A 17,633-nucleotide genomic window follows, 5' to 3' on the forward strand; every position below is an offset into this window, starting at 1 on the left:
TGATAAAAGCGATTGTTTTTGATTTTGACGGATTAACGATTGATACAGAATACGCTTTATATGAAAGTTTTTGTGATATTTTAGAAATGGAACCAGGAAAACTGCCAATAAGTGAATATGCTGTCCATATTGGCACTGATTCTAGCAGCCTTTATAATTTTATCCTAAGCCAATCGAATGGGCTTTTAACAAGAGACGAAATCATCGAAAAATCAGCTGTTTTACATAAAGCAAAATTGAGTAAGCCTTTTGCACGAGATGGAATCGAGGATTATTTGAAAGCAGCTAAAGAGCTAGGGTTAAAGATTGGCTTGGCATCAAGCTCTTATAGGGATTGGGTTGAACATTTTTTAAAGGAGTTGAACATCCTTCATTATTTTGATGTTATTCAAACAAGAGATGATGTCAAAAAAGTGAAGCCAGATCCAGAGCTTTATAAAAATACAATCAAGCTTTTAGGAGTTAATCCGCAAGAAGCAATAGCATTTGAAGATTCAGCTAATGGTTCTAAAGCTGCACTTGCAGCCGGTCTAAACTGTGTAGTAGTTCCAAATAAAATTACAGAGCATCTTCCATTCGAGAATTATCATTTGAAATTAGCGAGTATGGCAGATAGATCACTGCAAGAAGTGATAGAGAGTATGGAGAAATCTGTTAACTTGCTAGAGAAGTAAAAAGACGACACTTTCAGTTAAGATAAGATAATGTTTTTACAATTAATAATGATAAAAAAATAGACCAACACCTGTAAAAGCTTTGCAGGGGTTGTGTCTATTTTTTTTTTCCAAAAGTGAAGTTTAAGTGAATTATAATTCCATGTAATTAAAATAATAGCCAGCTCCACAAAAACGAGGAACTGACTATTTCTCTATTTAAATCACAAAGCCCCCATACCACCATCAACCCGATACTGCACACCTGTAATAAACGCACTTTCATCCGAAGCAAGGAATAGAACGAGATTGGAGATATCCTCGGATTCTCCGTATCTTCCTAATGGAATAGATTTTTCCATGTCTGCTTTCGCTGCTTCAGCTTGTCCTGGTGCGAAGCCTTCTTCTAATGAGCGCATCATTCTTGTGTTCACTGGGGACGGGTGAACGGAATTGACACGTACTTTGTATGGAGCAACTTCTACTGCAGTGGCTTTTGTTAGGCCGACGACTGCGTGTTTAGATGCGATATAAGGTGTTACGTTCGGGCTGCCGCTTAGTCCGGCTACAGAAGAAGTATTGATAACACTTCCGCTTCCTTGTTCCTTCATGACGGTTAACACATGTTTTAGTCCTAAGAATACGCCGCGAACGTTAACGGCAAGAACTTTGTCTAAGTCTTCTACTTTTTGTTCTGTGATTGGAGCTACTTTACCTTCGATTCCTGCGTTGTTAAAGAAGACATCTATTCTGCCGAACTTCTCGACAGTTTTCTTTACATAGTTTTTCACATCTTCCTCTTGGGATACGTCTGCTTGTATAACGATAACTTCTCCGAAGGCTTCTAATTCTGCTTTTGCCTGATTAAGAGGTTCTTGAAATAAATCTACTAGAACTACTTTGGCACCTTCCTCTAAAAAACGTTTTGCTGTTACTTTCCCAATTCCGCCTGCTCCTCCAGTAATAAGGGCTACTTTGTTCGCTAATCTTGACAAAATGATAACCTCCTCTAAAAAATAGCGCTTACAATTCGCTGCGCTAAATATTGTGACAATTGTGTGAATAATAAACCTCTATTTATTATAGGCTAACATGGCGCAAGATTTCTAATGAAAAGCCTTATTTCAATAGTGTTTAAAGGCTTTTTCGGCGTTGGAAATTTTTATTAGGTTAACGGTATGAAAGTAGTTGTCATAAAATCGTCGAATTTTTAAGTCTTTTCTACCTAATGAAGCAGATATAATGGAACTATAAAAGATGCATTTCCACTACTTCTTTATAAGGTTTTGTATTTAGGGGGGAATATTCAATATAGTTTTGAAAAACTTATAGTTTAAGTGTAACAACTATATATGTGATTTATTTCACAATCATATCGATTTTCTAGTCCTTATCTTGGAGGGGAAGACAATGAAAAAGAAATTAGTCATGATTGGAAACGGCATGGCAGGAGTCCGAACTGTTGAAGAAATACTAAAGAGAAATACTGATAGCTTTGATATTACCATTATTGGAGATGAACCTTATCCAAACTATAATCGCATTATGCTTTCAAATGTTTTGCAAGGAAAGACGACGGTCGATGATATTTACATTAATGACTGGAGCTGGTATGAGGAAAATCACATTCACTTAATAACGGGAGAAAAGGTTATTAAGATTGATAGAAATAAAAAAGAACTAGTCACAGATAAAAACCAACTCATTAACTATGATGAGCTAATTATTGCTACAGGATCGAGTGCCTTTATCCTGCCTATTCCCGGAAGTGAATTAGAAGGAGTTATCGGATTTAGGACGATTGAAGATACAGAAAAAATGCTGGAAACAGCTCAAAACTATAAAAAGGCTGTTGTTATTGGCGGTGGCTTATTGGGATTAGAAGCGGCAAGAGGGTTAATTGACCGTGGCATGGATGTCCATGTTGTTCATTTATTGCCGACCTTAATGGAGCAGCAGCTGGATGCAGCAGCAGCGGATCTCTTAAGAAAAGATTTGGAAGCACAAGGTATGAAGTTTTTGATGGAAAAACAAACAGCTGAAATTTATGGAGAGAACCGTGTGCAAGGCTTAACGTTCACAGATGGATCATCTGTTGAATGTGATCTTGTTGTGATGGCTGTCGGGATTCGTCCGAATATTGCAATTGCTAAAGAAGCTGACTTAGAAGTGAACCGCGGAATTATTGTTAATGATTATATGGTAACATCTGATCCTTCTATCTATGCAGTCGGAGAATGTGCGGAACATAACGGGATAGCATATGGATTAGTTGCACCTCTTTATGAGCAAGGTACTGTCTTAGCTGATTATATAACAGGGAGACAGAGTGAGGGCTATCAAGGAAGTGTGCTTTCTACTCAGCTGAAAGTAGCCGGCTGTGACTTATTTTCAGGTGGAAAGATCCATGAAGATGAAAATACGCAAGCAATTATTGTTCATGACCAATTTGCAGGATTATACAAAAAAATCTTAGTAACAGAGAATAAAATCGTGGGGATTGTTCTTTACGGAGACGCTTCAGACGGCAATCGCCTGTTTAATATGCTGAAAAAACAGGCAGACATCAGTGAATACACAAGCTCGTCTGTTTTGAGTAAAGCGGGTCAGGAAAGAGAAGAAGATTTAGTTGCAAGCATGAGTGCGGAAGATACAGTGTGCGGCTGTAACGGGGTAACAAAAGGAACAATCGTCCAATCCATTCTAGAGCAAGGACTAAGCACATTTGAAGAAGTGAAAGGCTGTACAAAAGCAGGCGGGTCTTGCGGCAAATGTAAACCAATGGTAGAGAGTATTTTAGCACATACCCTTGGAGACGGTTTTGATGCATCTTTGCAAAAGACAGGAATGTGCAGCTGTACAGCATTAACTCGTGACGAAGTAGTCGCACAAATAAAAGAGAAGCAGCTGAAATCACCGAAGGAAGTGCGAATGGTTCTTGAGTTTGCAAGTGAAGAAGGATGTTCTAAATGTCGTCCAGCTTTGAATTACTATATGCGCATGCTGTTCCCGGAAGAATACGAGGATGATAAAGCATCAAGATTCGTGAATGAAAAGATGGAAGGAAATATTCAAAAAGATGGTACATTTTCTGTTGTCCCTCGGATGTATGGCGGAACAACGACGGCAGACGAATTAATTAAACTGGGCGAAGCAGCGAAAAAGTATAATGTTCCGTTAGTGAAAATTACAGGTGCAAGCCGCATCGGACTGTACGGAGTGAAAAAAGAGGATGTACCACATGTATGGGAAGACTTAGGAATGCGTTCTGGCTATGCTTATTCTAAATCACTTCGAAACGTCAAATCCTGTGTCGGTTCAACATTCTGTCGTTTTGGGACTAAGGACTCTTTAGGGCTTGGCATTAAACTTGAACAAGCGATAGAGATGGTGGATACGCCGCATAAAATGAAGATGGGAGTTACTGGCTGTCCGCGTAACTGTGCTGAAGTGCTGACAAAAGACTTTGGGGTTGTTTGTGTAGAAAATGGCTATCAGCTGTATTTCGGCGGAAATGGAGGCACCGAAGTTCGAGAGTGTGACAGCTTAACTACTGTTAAAACAGAAGAAGAGGTTATAACATTTGCAAAAGCATATGTACAATATTACCGGGAAAATGCGAATTACGGAGAAAGAACAGCTCCATGGGTAGAGCGCACAGGCGCTGATAAGGTGAAGGAAACACTATTAAATGAAGAGAATGTTAAACAGTTTGTAAGCCGTTTTGAAAAGGCGCGATTAACATATAAAGAGGCTTGGTCTTCCATATTGAGTGATGAAACGAAACGAGAAATGTATGAAGTAATTAAAGGATAATCGTTAAGGATAAAAATGGAGGGGGAAGTAAAAATGACAGCAACAAAAGAATGGACGAAAATTATGAAAAAAGCGGATCTGCCAGTTCAAATCGGTAAAGAAGTGCATCTGAAAGGAAAATCAATTGCTTTATTTCATCTTTCTAATGGTGAAGTAAGAGCGATAGAGAACCGCTGCCCACATCAAAACGGCCCTTTGGCAGAGGGGATTGTGTCTGGAGAGTATGTTTTCTGCCCGCTGCATGATTGGAAGATTTCTTTAGTTACAGGGCTCGTGCAAAAACCAGACGAGGGCTGTGTAGAAGTATATGAAACATTAATAAAAGACGACGAAATTTATGTAATGGTGTAAAAAATGAAAACAAACAAGGGGTATGTAGCATTTGTGGGAGCAGGACCTGGAGATATTGGCTTGATTACTGCAAAGGGGATGGAGTGCTTACGGAAAGCGGATGTTGTTTTGTACGACCGTCTCGCCAATCCGCGGCTTTTACGCTTCACAAAGAATGACTGTGTTTTCATATACTGCGGAAAGCTGCCAAATCATCATATTATGCGGCAAGAAAAGATTAATGAAACATTAGTAAGGGAGTCATTAAAGGGAAAATATGTAGTCCGGTTAAAAGGCGGTGATCCTTCTGTTTTTGGCAGAGTCGGCGAAGAAGCAGAAGCAATTGCCAAATACAATATACCGTTTGAGATAGTGCCTGGAATAACAGCAAGCATTGCCGCGAGCATCTATGCAGGCATTCCAGTAACACACCGCGATTACAGCAATAGTTTTACGATTAGAACAGGGCATAGATGCAAGAAAAATGAAGGTTTAACATCCTTACCTAAGCAGGAAGCGGCAGGAGAAACACTAGCGTACTATATGGGGGTACAAGGCTTGCCGGACATCTGCGAGCAGTTACTATTAGAAGGCTATGCTAGTAATACAAAGGCAGCTGTTATTGAATGGGGGACTTTAGGAAAACAGAGGGTGGTAGAAGGCACGTTAAAGACAATTGTTGAAAAGGTAACGGAAGCAAATGTGAAAAACCCTGCTTTAACGATAGTTGGTGATGTGGTCAAGCTGCGGTCAAGCATTGCTTGGTTTGAGAAAAAACCTTTTTATCAACGAAAGCTGCTGATTGCAGGTGACCAAGAAGAAAGCATCCTTGAAAGGCATTTTACAATCAACGGAGCAGAAGCTTATGCATTTCCTGCTTTACTAACAATCCCTCATTCCTTTTCAAATGAAGAATTGCAAATAGTGATGGAAGCTGAAAGATTAATTTTTGCTTCTCCGGAAGGAATAGATATCTTATTCTCCCAGCTATTTAAGGCTGGGTATGATATAAGGAATCTTCCGCGGCGGATTGAACATCTGTCTGAAAAAGTCCGTGAAGAGCTACAAAAAAGAGGAGTGCACAGTAATAAGGCATCCTTTGATAGAAGCAAAGCGGTTTTAATTGGTGACATGCAGGCATTAACTGAAAATACATTTTCGAATAATTTGCTCGTAATACCAAGTCATCATGTGGATATCGATACTAGATTTGATGAGATAAATGAACGATTATTGACAGAAGATGCTTGGGAAACAGTTGTTTTTTCGAATAAACGCTCAATCGATCTCTTTCTGCAAGAATGGAATTATTATACTAAAAGAGATCCTAAGGAATTGTCTTTTGCTGCAATAGGTCAATCAGTAAAAAAATATGCATTACAAATGGGATTCAGGCGTGTAGATGAGAAGGTCCAGCAAGAATTAGATAAAAAAGAATGGATGCGTGATCACGAATGGACGCAATTGTATACATTGGACATGGCAGCATTAAGCCTATAGGAAACAAACAGTTTACAACGTTTGTTGAAGAAGTAAAAAAAGAAGTGAATATACAGGTTCAAGAAGTTGCCTTTTTAGAGCTTGTTTCACCATCAATTTCTGAAACAATGAAAAAGGTAATTACAGGCGGAGCAAAAGATATCTTAGTAGTTCCTGTTTTGCTGTTTGCGGCAACTCATTTTAAGAGAGATATTCCAGAAGAGCTAGCTAAAATGAAAGTGATATTTCCAGAGGTAAACTTCTATGTTTCTAGACCATTTGATGTTCATCCCAAAATGATAGACTTAGTCATAAAACGAATTCAAGAAAAACGAATCGACAATGAAGGAAGTATTCTAATTGTCGGCAGAGGCAGCAGTGATCCTGAACCAATTCTGAAGCTGTTGGAAATGAGCCATCATATTTACCGCAGATTAGATGCACCTGTCTATACTGCCTTTTTAACTGCTGGTAAGCCGGACTTTGTTAATGAGTTGAATAAACTTCAGCAAGAGTACAGCAAAATTTATATTGTCCCATATCTATTATTTACAGGTATGCTGTTAAAAAGAATGGAAAGTGCTGTTGCGAACAGCCGCCAAGAGGTCATTCTTTGTGATCCGCTGCAATACGATTCACGCCTGAAGCAGGTGCTGTTAGAAAGGATGCAAGAGCAAATAATGGCTGAACGGGGAAATGAAGCAAGATGAGGAGTGTTTAACATGAAAGATGTAATTACAGCTTTTAGTAACACTGCATTAATGAAGACAAATGCACTTAATGCAAACAAAAGTAAGTATATAGTAGGCTCAATGCTTGCTGGTTTTTTCGTTGGATTAGGGATAATTCTTATTTTTACAATTGGCGGTATGCTGGCTCCAGCTGAGTTTGCTGGTACAAAAATTATCATGGGAGTCTCCTTTGGTATTGCTTTGAGCTTAGTGATTATGGCAGGCGCAGATCTTTTTACTGGCAATAATATGGTGATGACAATTGGGATGCTGGAAAATAAAGTGACCTGGAAAGACACGGGAAAAGTATGGGGATTCAGCTATATCGGCAACTTTATCGGCTCTATCCTTGTGGCATTATTATTCAGTTATTCTGGTTTAGCTATTGGCGGTGTAGCTGATTTTGTAACAAGTGGAGCAGCAGCAAAGATGAATGCTCCTTTTATGGAATTGCTTATCCGCGGCATTCTTTGTAATATATTAGTTTGTTTAGCTGTATGGTGCTCCGTCAAGCTCAAGGATGAAACGGCTAAATTAATTATGATATTTTGGTGTCTCTTTGCATTTATCACTTCTGGCTTTGAACATAGCATTGCAAATATGACGTTGCTATCTATTGCGTTAATCATCCCGCATCCTGAGACAGTCTCTTTTGAGGGGATGTTTGCTAATTTGCTGCCAGTAACACTTGGCAATATTATCGGAGGCGCTGTTTTTGTAGGTGCTGCGTATTGGTATAATATTTCAGAAAAGACACAAGCGGTTGTTAAGTCTTTTAAGAAGGAAGCATAATATAATATTATGTGAATTTATTCACAAAAAATAGGAAGAGGGCAAGTTATCCAATTATAACTTGCCCCTCTTCCTATTTTTTAGCGCCTGCATCTATAAGAATATCTTTTATCTCCGTAAAACCTAGCTCCTTTGCATGTTGAAGGGGAGTAACCCCATTCGAGTCAGGGATGTTAACATCTGCTCCATGCTTTATTAATAATTGAATTGTTTCCTGTTGATTTTCCCCGCCATCACTAAGCACAATTGCTTCTAGCATAGCTGTCCAGCCAAGATTATTAACATGGTTAACATCTATATCCGTGTTGTCGAGAAGCTCTTTAATAACATCCACATAGCCGTGCTCAGATGCAGGAATTAATGCTGTTCCGCCAAATCTATTTACCAGCTTTGGATCTGCTCCAGCATTTATAGTCAGCTTAACAATTTCTAAATATCCTTCTGCCCCAGCATACAAGAAAGGGTTATTTTTCATATTATCTTGAATATTAACATCAGCACCATTTTCAATCAGAAGCTTTACTGTTTCAGGATCATTGTTGTAAGTAGCAACCATTGCTGCAGTCCGGCCCTCTTGATCGACACTGTTAATATCGATTCCCTTTTCTATGAAACTCGTAATTTCAGATATATTGCCAGTCTCCACTGCTTGAAAAAACTGCTCTTTTTCTTGATTACTCATCGGTTCTTCTGAGTCAGCCTCCTTATGTTTCATCATTGTTTCTTCTGAGTTGTTCTCTTTGTCTTGGTTAGCCGTTTTCTGTTGTTCTGGAGCTGCTTGACAACCAACCAAAATGATTGTGGCTAAAAATAAGATTAATAGAGTTCGCAAAAAGAATTTTCCCTCCTTTATCCTTTGTCGGTATTAGCGGGAAAGAGACCCTGATAGCAATGTTCCTTTATAAAAGACTGCTTCTCTAGTTGCCCGTCTTGCCACTGCTTCAGCACTGCATGATGCTTTAACAAGATTCATATCAGCATCATCTCCAACAATTGGCCAAACTTGTTTGCCTTGCTTATTTAACGGTGTTTTTCCCCCAGTCGCAAACCGCAGTGACTGTGATAAAGACCATTCATCCACATAGCCGTAAAGCTCTGCGAGACGGCCAACCTTTTCTAAATGATCGCCGTTGCCAAACGGGGACCAATGGTCAGTAAGGCTGTCTGTGCCTAGTAATACTGGAACACCTTTCTCTGTTAATAATGGAATAGGCATGATTAATTTACCAATAGGGACTGTTGTAGTCACTGCGATTCCAAGATGAGCAAAGCGCTCGGCCAGTTCAGCAGCTTTTATATCAGGAACACCGGCAAATCCAAAGGCGTGGCTGACGGTTACTTTGTTGTGCAAACCTGCTTGCTCCGTTAAATCAGCCAATCGATTCATTGTAAACAACCCTAAATGGTCTCTGTCATGGATATGGATATCCACCTCTGAATTAGTATCAACGGCCATCTCTATAATCGTATTCAACGATTTTTCTATATTCCCGTCGACTGAATGTGGATCCACTCCGCCAACATGTGTAGCACCGTTTGTTAGTGCTTCTTTGACAAGACTCGCTACACCAGAATGAAGCAAACCATGCTGAGGGAAAGCAACAATCTCATGTGAAATCTTTCCCGAGAAGGAAGCAAGAGCTTCTAGTGAAGCTTCTAAATTTTTCAGTCCGATGACAGGATCAATGTTAACATGGGTGCGGACATGGGTTGAACCGAACCCAATCAGTAAATCTAAGATTTTCATTGCTCTTTCTTTGGCAGTCGGCAGCAGTTGAGGCAGCAGTTCTTTTTCCTCTGCAAAGCGATCAAAGATGTTTTTTGCTGGTGTAACAGCTTTCCATGGACCGCCATAATAAGTTTTATCAATGTGAATATGCATTTCTTTAAATGTTGGCAGCATTAGAGATTTTCTTGCATCATACTTGATAACATCATCACTAATGAATGTTGACTCAGGAACAATCTCAGCAAATTTTCCGTTTTCAATGAGAATATGGAAAATGGATGTGTTTGTGCCAGTAACTATATCGTCTTTAAATTGATATCCTGTTTCTAAACGGACATTTTTCAGCCAATAAGAAGAATGTGTCATCTATGAATCATCCTTTCGTAAATCCACCTGCTACTAATTTTCCTTTATACAGAACTGCTGGGCGGTTTGATCTTCTGGCAATTGCTTCAGCAGAGCAGCTTGCTTCTGTAAAGACAATGCTTGCCTCATCGCCGATTTTCGGCCAAACCTGCTGTCCATTTTTGTTCAATGGTGTAATTCCGCCTGTTATAAAACCAAGAGTTTCTGCAAGCTTTTGTTCTGTTGATCTGCCGGAAAGCTGGGCTAATGTGCTGGCTCTCTCTAAAATATCTCCATTGCCAAAGGGCGACCATGAGTCAAAAATATTGTCACAAGCAACTGCAACTTGAACTCCTTTATCATGAAGAAAGCTGACGGGGGGGGATGGTTCTGCCAATTGGTACACTAGTAATAATGGAAATGCCAAGTTCTGCAAGCATCTGTGCCATTTCATCAGCTTCCCCTTTACCCATGTCTCCTAATGCAAAAGCATGGCTGATGGCCACTCGTCCATGCCAGCCGGCCTCTTCTGTCAGTTTTGCCAGCCTTCTAATTGTCGCTAACCCAAGCTGACCAGGATCATGTAAATGCAAATCAATACCTACATTTTCTTCCACAGCAATATCCATCATCTGCTGTAAGGATTTTTCCATATTTCCATCAACATTGGCAGGGTCAACACCACCCACTAAGCCTGCTCCATTGCGGACAGCATCTCTTACTAAATCTGCGCAGTTATTCAATAGCAAGCCATGCTGTGGAAAAGCAACAATCTCGTAAGATAATTTCCCTTCATATTCTGCAAGTGCTTCCTGAACCTCAAAGAAGTTTTTTAGGCCTGCTTCTTGATAGATATCCACATGTGTGCGAATATGTGTAGAACCAGCTTGTAGCAGAACTTCAATAAGTGCTTGAGCCCTTTCTTTTGTTGTCGTTGGAAGGGTGGGCAACACGTTTTTTTCAAGTTCAAACCGTTCAAAAATGCTTGAAACAGGTGTAACTGCACGCCATTTATCTCCAAGTAATGTCTTGTCTAAATGAACATGCTTTTCAACAAAGGAGGGTAAAGCTAATAAATTATGAACATCTTTTTTTGGTAAATGATCGTCCAGCAACGTATCAGCAGAGATGATGTTGGCGATTTTGCCATTTTCGACAAACAGGTGGCAGTTTTCCGTTATTGTGCCAATAATCGCCCCATGTTCATAGCGATAACCTTTTTCTAAACATACATTTGTTAGCCAGTAGGATGAAGACATTGTGTCACCACTTTCTTTGTGATAATTAGTTAAGGAGAAATAAGTTATACATAGTTGTTTACAGTAATCATAACGAACTAAAAATGCATATTCAAGCAAAAAAACTTAAATAAAATGCAATATTTTGCAAATTGACTTAAAAAAACTTATAATAAAAGAACGAGGTGAAATAATGTTACAAGATGAAAGACTCGAAGCAATTGTCCAATATTTACATGTAAATGAGAGAGTTGATATAGAAACAATCTGTGAAATGAATCATGTATCTAAAGATACAGCACGAAGAGATTTAATACTGCTAGAAGAAGCAAAAAAAGTAATTAGAATCAGAGGCGGAGCAAAAAGAGCACAATTATCCAACGAGGTTTATAATTTCGATGAGCGTGCAGAAATGGCACTAAAAGCAAAAAATGAGATTGGCAAACTAGCAGCCACATTGATTCGTGATGGAGACCATCTTATTTTGGACGCATCAACAACAGTACTCGCTTTAACAAAATACTTAACAAGCCAGAACCATAATATTGTAACGAACTCAATGGATGTGGCCAATGAATTATTAGTAAGAGAAAACATCCGCATTAACCTGTTAGGCGGAACTCTGTCAAAGAATCACCGTGCTATATACGGATCACGGGCAATGAAAGATATTCAAGACTATAAAGTGAACAAATGCTTTATCGGAACTTGCGGTATATCTGAAACTGGTCTGTCTACATCTATTGAAGAGGAAGGTCTTCTTAACCGTGAAATGGTAAAGTGTGCTGATACAGTTATTGTCCTTGTAGACTCTACGAAGTTTAATAAAACCTTTTTTCAAAAAGTATGCGGCTTAGAAGACATCGACATAGTCATTACGGAAAAAGAAATACCGAAAAATATGCTTGAACTGCTAGAAAAGCATAATATCCAAGTAATCGCTGCTCCTGACGAGCTCGGAAGGTAAAAAAAACGAAAACTTTTTAAATTCCAGTTGTTTTCCATTTTAGTACATTATACGATGTGTTCAGACATCGATGTACTTTAATTGGAAAGGGATATGAAATGAAACTTAGAATCGAAAACATGCCGTCTTGCCTAGTAGCCTATATGAGACAAATTGGTCCGTATGGACGTAGAAACGAACAATTAATGAAGAAGTTCAAAGGCTGGCTGAAGGCTAATAACTTACTGAATCAGAAATCTAGCATTCTCGGTATTGCCCAAGACAATCCACTGTTAACTGCACCACAAGATTGCCGATACGACACATGCTTAATTGTCCCACAAGGGTTTGTAACAGATAGGGAGGAAGTCAAAACTGGGCATATGAGTGGAGGGAAGTACGCAGTCTTTAAAATTGCCCACACTGCAGAAGCTGTTCAAAAGGCTTGGGTTGAATTTCCTTTAGTATTAGATGAACAAGGGTTAAAGCATGATGAAACGAGGCCTGTGTTGGAGAGGTACATCCTTGAGCTTGTTGAGGAGCATTATTGTGAGTTGTGTGTTCCGATTCGGTGAGGGTGGCAGAAGCATATAATCCTCCCGTAATTATTGTTTATCTCTGGAGTCTATTAAAGGGATAACGGGATTACCCCAATAAATCATTTATTGGGGTTTTAAAATTGCCCTTTCAACTAATAATAGAGGATGAAAAACTTTTCAAGACTCTGCATTTTGAATAGGAAAAATTATAAGAAATACGGAATTAATAATAGCAGTCTCATTTTTAATATACCTAGGAGGAAACCATGGGAAGATTAGTACATTTCGAGATTCATGTAAGTGATATGGAACGGGCAAAGAAGTTTTATGGAGAGGTCTTCGGCTGGACGTTTCAGGATTGGACGGGATATGCAGGAATGCCTTACTTTGGGGCAGTAACAGGGACAGAGGAAGAGCCGGGAATAAATGGAGCACTAGTGCAGCGGCAAGGTTCAGATCCTGAAGGAAATCAAGCTTTAAACGGCTTTGCCTGTACGATGGGAGTAGGAGATTATAATCATACTGAAGCAATCATTCTCGAAAATGGCGGCGCGGTTGCTTTGCCGAAATACGCCCTGCCTGGAATGGCTTGGCAAGGCTATTATAAGGATACAGAGGGGAATATTTTTGGGATTCATCAGCCAGATGAAAATGCAAAATAAAAATTGCTGCTCCAATAAGGCGGATAGAGGTAACTTTATTTGCTTTATGGGGTTTTTTATTGGTGTGAATTTTTGAGCTTTATTAATGGGTTGCTGCTTTTCAAAAATGGGACTAGCAGCTCGGGATTCGATGGTGAATTTAGGTAGTGGATATTACTAAGTGGCAGGACAAGTAATTTTTAACATTTAGTCAGAATAGCTAAGCTTAAAAAATATGTAATAAAAAAAGGCAACGAACTAGCCGTTGCCTTCATCTGTTGCCTATCTGCTCCCAACCTCATCTGTCACCTTTAACACCACATTATCACGCGATGCAGCACCGAGTCGGTCGAAGCTGCCGTATTTCTCTCTCACCAATAATAGGACAGCTCCTCCAAGAATGCTCGGAATCGCAAAAGCCATAAAGGCGCTTTTCGGTTCGAGATTTGTTGCCAGCAGCAGGCCGATAACGGTCGGGGCAAGAATGGAGCCAATCCGGCCGAATCCTACTGTTATGCCGACTCCTGTGGAGCGGATTTCCTTCGGATAAAACTCAGAAATATACGGGTTTGCCAGGTTTTGGGTTCCGCCTGTGCAAGCTCCTCCTAGTGCGATTAATACGTACAGCAGGATTACATTTGATGTCAGGCTTAATGCAACGAAGCAGACTGCGCCGATCAGCAGCATGGATACTAACACGTTGCGATGGCCGATTTTGTCAACGAGATAGCCGCCAAGCAATGAGCCGATAATTTGGCCGACACTTAACACAAGTGTGAAGGAAAGGGCGGATGTTAAGCCATAGCCGGATTCCTGCATGATTTTTGGCAGCCATGTGTTTAGGCCTGATACCATTAAGAGACTGCAGACTACGAAAATCCAGAAAGCGAATGTGCTGATTGCACGGCCGTTTGAGAACAGCTTTTTGATTGGTGCGCCGCTTTCGGCTTCTTTTCCTGTTGTACTTACATAGTTATCTGTTGATTGATAATTGCCGTTTGGGTCTACTTGATTCAAGATGTTTGCTACTTTGTCATTTTGCTTGCGCAATAAGTAGTACGATACTGATTCAGGGAATTTCTTCATGAAAATTGGCAATGTGAATAATGGCAGAATGCCAAGCCAATATAATATTCTCCAGCCGAAGTCCTCCAGCAAGTACATGCCCAGCAGCGATGCTAAGATTCCTCCGACAGAATAACCGCAGTACATTGTTGCAACAATTAATGCTCTATTTTTCTTAGGGGAATAGTCGGTCATCATAGCGATAACATTTGGCATCAGTCCGCCCATTCCGATTGATGCGATGAATCTCATGATTGTAAAGATAGTAACCGAAGGTGCCAATCCAGAACCAAGTGTAAATACACTGAACAGGAACATACAGATTGCCAGCACCTTTTTCCGGCCGATAATATCAGCTACAGGACCGAGAATGAAGGAACCGAGCATCATTCCGACAAGGGTATAGCTCCCGACAGCTCCTGCTTCGACAGGTGTCAGGTTAAAATCCTCCATCATTAATGGCAGGCCAACACCGTACATGGCTATATCAAAACCATCAAATGCAATTGCGTATACACACCATAAATATACTAATAAATGAAAGCGATTGAACTTGCTTGCCGCAATTACATCAGACGGGTTGATGCTGCGTGTTTTAAGCGTAGTTGATTTTGTTGTCATTCTTTGTTCTCCTTGTTATGTAAGATTGTGCTTGTATAATAGCATGTTAAAGCAAGTATAGAGTAACTGTTAATTTAGATAAGTGGATATAGCGAAAAGCTATAGCGAAGCAATGGATTTTACATAGTCTGGATATGGTAAGGCTTTCAATTTACCCCTAACAAAACGGGTATTTTTGCTAGGTACTCCTTTCTGGTTATAAACCTGTTTTTCTAGTACTATATTATTAAGTAGATAGCTAAATGAAAAGATTTGAGGTACTTTACCGTATGAATAAGGAGTTTACAATTAATGCCGAGGTTTGTTTCTCTAAAGAGGAGCAAAAGGCGTCTCTATATTTTCAGGAGCTTTATGGGCAGGTTGCAAAAAAGGCTTTTATTCCTATCCTCACTAATGATATTCAACAATGGAAGCATAATCATATTCACCATCCTTCTCTTTTCTCCTTTTTTTCAAGAAGCAAGGGCAAACAATCACCGTCAGGATATCAGCCCTATATTCAGTGGCTTAAGCACACAGGCAAGCTTGATAATTATCTCGATCGGAGCATTTCCTACCTCTATATGAGGGACTTGGGCAAATCTTTAGAATCACAGGCAACGCTTAGAGGCATAAGACGCTCTGTTGAAAGTTTAAAAAAGCATCTTACTGGCAGTAATGAGAAAAAAATCGGGGTATTCAGCATGGCTGGCTTATACCGGTTTGCGGAAAAGGAAGGAATAGAACCGACAATGATTTGGCTTATGGCTAAGCTTGAGTCCGTCTCCATTCATATTCCAGAGGGAATGGATGCAGCAAATGCACAGCGCAAGCTCATCAAAATTATTGCTGGTGTTATCATGCATGTTCTTGACGATTTGCCTGAAGATACTGCTCAGGCTGTCCGCTCCCAAAGACTTGGAGAAGCAATTAGGCTTGGTTACTCTTATGGCTTAACTTATCCGTTTATTGATGACCTTTTCGATGCGAAGATATTGTCGCCAGATGAGGAAAGACGATATGCAGGTTTAATCCGTACGGCACTGACAACAGGCAGTGTGCCTGAATTAGGTGACTGGTCTGGTGCCAATGCAGAATTGATTGCTTATGTTCATACTGAACTGCGGGAAGCATTTGAATATATTAAGACCAATCAGCGTGAAGAAACGATTCAGCCATTTTTAGAGCAGGCATATGTGTTTTTCCATTCACAGGAGATTGATCGTGACAAGGACCTTTCCAACAGCGAATATACAAATGAAGAGTTGTTTATTCCAGTCATCTTAAAATCTGCGTCTTCACGGCTGATTGTCAGGTCTGTGATTAGTGCGGAGCTTGAAGAAGGCTTTGAAAAGCGGTCGTTTTTCTATGGTATATACAATCAGCTTGCAGATGATTTTGCTGATATGTTTGATGACTGGCAGGAAGGAGCTGTGACTCCGTATACGTATTATATGAAGCATCATACTGTACGCCCTGACTTAGTCAATCCGTATGAATTGTATTGGACAGTGATATCCCATTTGATTCACAACGTCTATCATTCAGATAAAAAGACATGTGAGGTCATATTAGACAGGGCCATTAATGGCTTGAAACGGTTTAAGAAAAAGTGGGGCAATGATAAATATAATGAAACAATGGAGCTTTTTGCCTCTCGTATGCCAGAGTTTAATCGTCTCATTCAAAAGATGGTCAAGAAGGCTGATGATGTTGATTTCTTTGATAAGCTTTTAAGAGATCATATGGTTGAAAATCTCCAAAGGGATAAGAGGGAGCGGGAGGAGTTTTTTGAAAAGGTTAAAGAGGTCCGAGGTCAAATTAACAGCGCACTTGCGATTACCAAATCAGCTGACGGTCCGCATCATGAGCCTCTTACTGATGGGGCGAACTACAGTCTTATTGGCGATGGTAAACGGTTAAGACCAATTATGACATGGTTTATGGGCACACAAGGCTATGGCTTGGACGATAAAGCACTGATGCCGCTATTGCGTTCCTTGGAATATATGCATACAGCATCATTGATTTTTGATGATCTGCCGTCACAGGATAATGCCAATATTCGCAGAGGGAAGGAAACATTGCATCAAGTTGCTAATACGGCGGTTGCTGAATTGACGGGCCTTTTTCTGACACAAAAGGCAGTTGAGGAGCAGACCTCAATCGACTCCTTCGATTCGCGGGCAGTACTGCAGCTGATTAAATATTCATCTCAACGAACGGCGGATATGTGTAAAGGTCAGGCGATGGATCTTGACTCGAAAGGTAGACAGCTGACTCTTGCGGAATTGAACAAAAAGAGTTTTTACAAAACAGGCATGGCATTTGAGGTTTGTTTATTGATGCCGGCTATACTTGCACAAGCAAGTGAAGCGGAAATGGACATTTGGAAAAAATTCTCCTACCATGCAGGCATCGCTTTTCAAATTAAGGATGATCTCCTTGATGTGGAAGGTAATACTAGCTTGCTTGGCAAACAGGCTGGCATTGATGCAGACAACAACCAGACAACGTTTGTATCTATACTCGGGATTGAAGGAGCGAAAAAAGCAATGTGGGAGCATTATTGCCTTGCTGTGGAGTCATTAGAACAGGCCCCCCGAAATCCGGCTTTCCTAAAGCACTTATTAGACTACTTTGTAAATAGAGATCGTTAAAGGCTGCAAAGCACTCTTCCAAGAGTGCTTTTTTTTGAACCTATTTTTAAAAAATTAGTCGAAAAACTA

General features: G+C 40.0%; 16 protein-coding genes. 10 read left to right on the top strand and 6 right to left on the bottom strand.

Features of this window, described 5'->3' with window-relative positions; all coding sequences use genetic code 11:
* Positions 1–2: 2 nt before the first annotated feature.
* Positions 3–674 (top strand): HAD family hydrolase, encoded by a 672-nt coding sequence (locus tag ACLIJJ_RS18845; protein ID WP_237942227.1) that lies wholly within the window; start codon positions 3–5, stop codon positions 672–674.
* A gap of 203 nt (positions 675–877) precedes the next feature.
* On the opposite strand, the gene ACLIJJ_RS18850 is transcribed toward ACLIJJ_RS18845, so the two are convergent.
* Positions 878–1,648, bottom strand: coding sequence for an SDR family NAD(P)-dependent oxidoreductase (locus tag ACLIJJ_RS18850; RefSeq protein ID WP_411411467.1), 771 nt, complete (start codon positions 1,646–1,648; stop codon positions 878–880).
* 415 nt (positions 1,649–2,063) lie between these two features.
* Between ACLIJJ_RS18850 and nirB the strand changes: the two genes are divergently transcribed.
* From nirB to ACLIJJ_RS18875, 5 genes are read left to right on the top strand one after another with little or no spacing between them, the layout of a single operon-like run.
* Positions 2,064–4,469, top strand: a complete 2,406-nt coding sequence (gene nirB, locus ACLIJJ_RS18855) for a nitrite reductase large subunit NirB (RefSeq protein WP_411411468.1) — start codon at positions 2,064–2,066, stop codon at positions 4,467–4,469.
* Between the two features lie 33 nt (positions 4,470–4,502).
* Positions 4,503–4,820: a nitrite reductase small subunit NirD gene (gene nirD / locus ACLIJJ_RS18860; RefSeq protein ID WP_233316336.1), complete on the top strand. Its 318-nt coding sequence runs from the start codon at positions 4,503–4,505 to the stop codon at positions 4,818–4,820.
* Positions 4,821–4,823: 3 nt separating this feature from the next.
* Positions 4,824–6,299, top strand: a complete 1,476-nt coding sequence (gene cobA, locus ACLIJJ_RS18865; RefSeq protein ID WP_233316337.1) for a uroporphyrinogen-III C-methyltransferase — start codon at positions 4,824–4,826, stop codon at positions 6,297–6,299.
* Positions 6,254–6,988: a sirohydrochlorin chelatase gene (locus tag ACLIJJ_RS18870; RefSeq protein ID WP_251646398.1), complete on the top strand. Its 735-nt coding sequence runs from the start codon at positions 6,254–6,256 to the stop codon at positions 6,986–6,988. The genes cobA and ACLIJJ_RS18870 overlap by 46 nt, the downstream gene beginning before the upstream one ends.
* A 12-nt stretch (positions 6,989–7,000) precedes the next feature.
* Positions 7,001–7,801 (top strand): formate/nitrite transporter family protein, encoded by an 801-nt coding sequence (locus ACLIJJ_RS18875; RefSeq protein WP_411411469.1) that lies wholly within the window; start codon positions 7,001–7,003, stop codon positions 7,799–7,801.
* 73 nt (positions 7,802–7,874) lie between these two features.
* Here ACLIJJ_RS18875 and ACLIJJ_RS18880 read toward each other — a convergent pair whose 3' ends face one another.
* The 4 genes from ACLIJJ_RS18880 to ACLIJJ_RS18895 are packed head-to-tail and all read right to left on the bottom strand — an operon-like array spanning position 7,875 to position 11,134.
* Entirely contained in the window at positions 7,875–8,633 is a 759-nt protein-coding gene (locus ACLIJJ_RS18880; protein ID WP_411411470.1) for an ankyrin repeat domain-containing protein, read from the bottom strand.
* Between the two features lie 33 nt (positions 8,634–8,666).
* Complete coding sequence (locus tag ACLIJJ_RS18885) at positions 8,667–9,896, bottom strand: amidohydrolase family protein (RefSeq protein WP_341074901.1); 1,230 nt, start codon at positions 9,894–9,896, stop codon at positions 8,667–8,669.
* A 7-nt stretch (positions 9,897–9,903) separates the two neighbouring features.
* The gene (locus tag ACLIJJ_RS18890; protein ID WP_411411471.1) at positions 9,904–10,272 is read right to left on the bottom strand and encodes an amidohydrolase family protein; all 369 of its coding nucleotides are present in this window, start codon (positions 10,270–10,272) and stop codon (positions 9,904–9,906) included.
* The gene (locus tag ACLIJJ_RS18895; protein WP_411411472.1) at positions 10,235–11,134 is read right to left on the bottom strand and encodes an amidohydrolase family protein; all 900 of its coding nucleotides are present in this window, start codon (positions 11,132–11,134) and stop codon (positions 10,235–10,237) included. The genes ACLIJJ_RS18890 and ACLIJJ_RS18895 overlap by 38 nt, the downstream gene beginning before the upstream one ends.
* Before the next feature lie 172 nt (positions 11,135–11,306).
* On the opposite strand from ACLIJJ_RS18895, the gene ACLIJJ_RS18900 reads away from it, so the two are divergent.
* The 3 genes from ACLIJJ_RS18900 (at position 11,307) to ACLIJJ_RS18910 (ending at position 13,260) form a co-directional block, all read left to right on the top strand.
* Positions 11,307–12,080, top strand: a complete 774-nt coding sequence (locus ACLIJJ_RS18900) for a DeoR/GlpR family DNA-binding transcription regulator (protein ID WP_233316342.1) — start codon at positions 11,307–11,309, stop codon at positions 12,078–12,080.
* Between the two features lie 98 nt (positions 12,081–12,178).
* Positions 12,179–12,634, top strand: a complete 456-nt coding sequence (locus ACLIJJ_RS18905) for an AraC family transcriptional regulator (RefSeq protein WP_233316343.1) — start codon at positions 12,179–12,181, stop codon at positions 12,632–12,634.
* Positions 12,635–12,864: 230 nt separating this feature from the next.
* Entirely contained in the window at positions 12,865–13,260 is a 396-nt protein-coding gene (locus ACLIJJ_RS18910) for a VOC family protein (RefSeq protein WP_233316344.1), read from the top strand.
* A 261-nt stretch (positions 13,261–13,521) separates the two neighbouring features.
* Here the strand turns inward: ACLIJJ_RS18910 and ACLIJJ_RS18915 are convergent, their stop codons facing one another.
* Positions 13,522–14,925 (bottom strand): MFS transporter, encoded by a 1,404-nt coding sequence (locus ACLIJJ_RS18915; protein ID WP_233316345.1) that lies wholly within the window; start codon positions 14,923–14,925, stop codon positions 13,522–13,524.
* 269 nt (positions 14,926–15,194) lie between these two features.
* Here ACLIJJ_RS18915 and ACLIJJ_RS18920 point away from each other — a divergent pair, with 269 nt between their 5' ends.
* On the top strand, positions 15,195–17,564 hold the full coding sequence (locus tag ACLIJJ_RS18920; RefSeq protein WP_411230127.1) for a polyprenyl synthetase family protein: 2,370 nt from the start codon (positions 15,195–15,197) through the stop codon (positions 17,562–17,564).
* Positions 17,565–17,633 lie beyond the last annotated feature (69 nt).

Source organism: Niallia laureatilytica, from assembly GCF_046613985.1.
Classification (GTDB): domain Bacteria; phylum Bacillota; class Bacilli; order Bacillales; family Cytobacillaceae; genus Niallia.

Bases quoted from the DNA above. Each gene is read 5' to 3' on its own strand.
- nirB (WP_411411468.1), top strand. From the start codon at position 2,064: ATGAAAAAGAAATTAGTCATGATTGGAAACGGCATGGCAGGAGTCCGA.
- nirD (WP_233316336.1), top strand. From the start codon at position 4,503: ATGACAGCAACAAAAGAATGGACGAAAATTATGAAAAAAGCGGATCTG.
- cobA (WP_233316337.1), top strand. From the start codon at position 4,824: ATGAAAACAAACAAGGGGTATGTAGCATTTGTGGGAGCAGGACCTGGA.
- ACLIJJ_RS18870 (WP_251646398.1), top strand. From the start codon at position 6,254: ATGGACGCAATTGTATACATTGGACATGGCAGCATTAAGCCTATAGGA.
- ACLIJJ_RS18875 (WP_411411469.1), top strand. From the start codon at position 7,001: ATGAAAGATGTAATTACAGCTTTTAGTAACACTGCATTAATGAAGACA.
- ACLIJJ_RS18885 (WP_341074901.1), bottom strand. From the start codon at position 9,896: ATGACACATTCTTCTTATTGGCTGAAAAATGTCCGTTTAGAAACAGGA.
- ACLIJJ_RS18895 (WP_411411472.1), bottom strand. From the start codon at position 11,134: ATGTCTTCATCCTACTGGCTAACAAATGTATGTTTAGAAAAAGGTTAT.
- ACLIJJ_RS18900 (WP_233316342.1), top strand. From the start codon at position 11,307: ATGTTACAAGATGAAAGACTCGAAGCAATTGTCCAATATTTACATGTA.
- ACLIJJ_RS18905 (WP_233316343.1), top strand. From the start codon at position 12,179: ATGAAACTTAGAATCGAAAACATGCCGTCTTGCCTAGTAGCCTATATG.
- ACLIJJ_RS18910 (WP_233316344.1), top strand. From the start codon at position 12,865: ATGGGAAGATTAGTACATTTCGAGATTCATGTAAGTGATATGGAACGG.
- ACLIJJ_RS18915 (WP_233316345.1), bottom strand. From the start codon at position 14,925: ATGACAACAAAATCAACTACGCTTAAAACACGCAGCATCAACCCGTCT.
- ACLIJJ_RS18920 (WP_411230127.1), top strand. From the start codon at position 15,195: ATGAATAAGGAGTTTACAATTAATGCCGAGGTTTGTTTCTCTAAAGAG.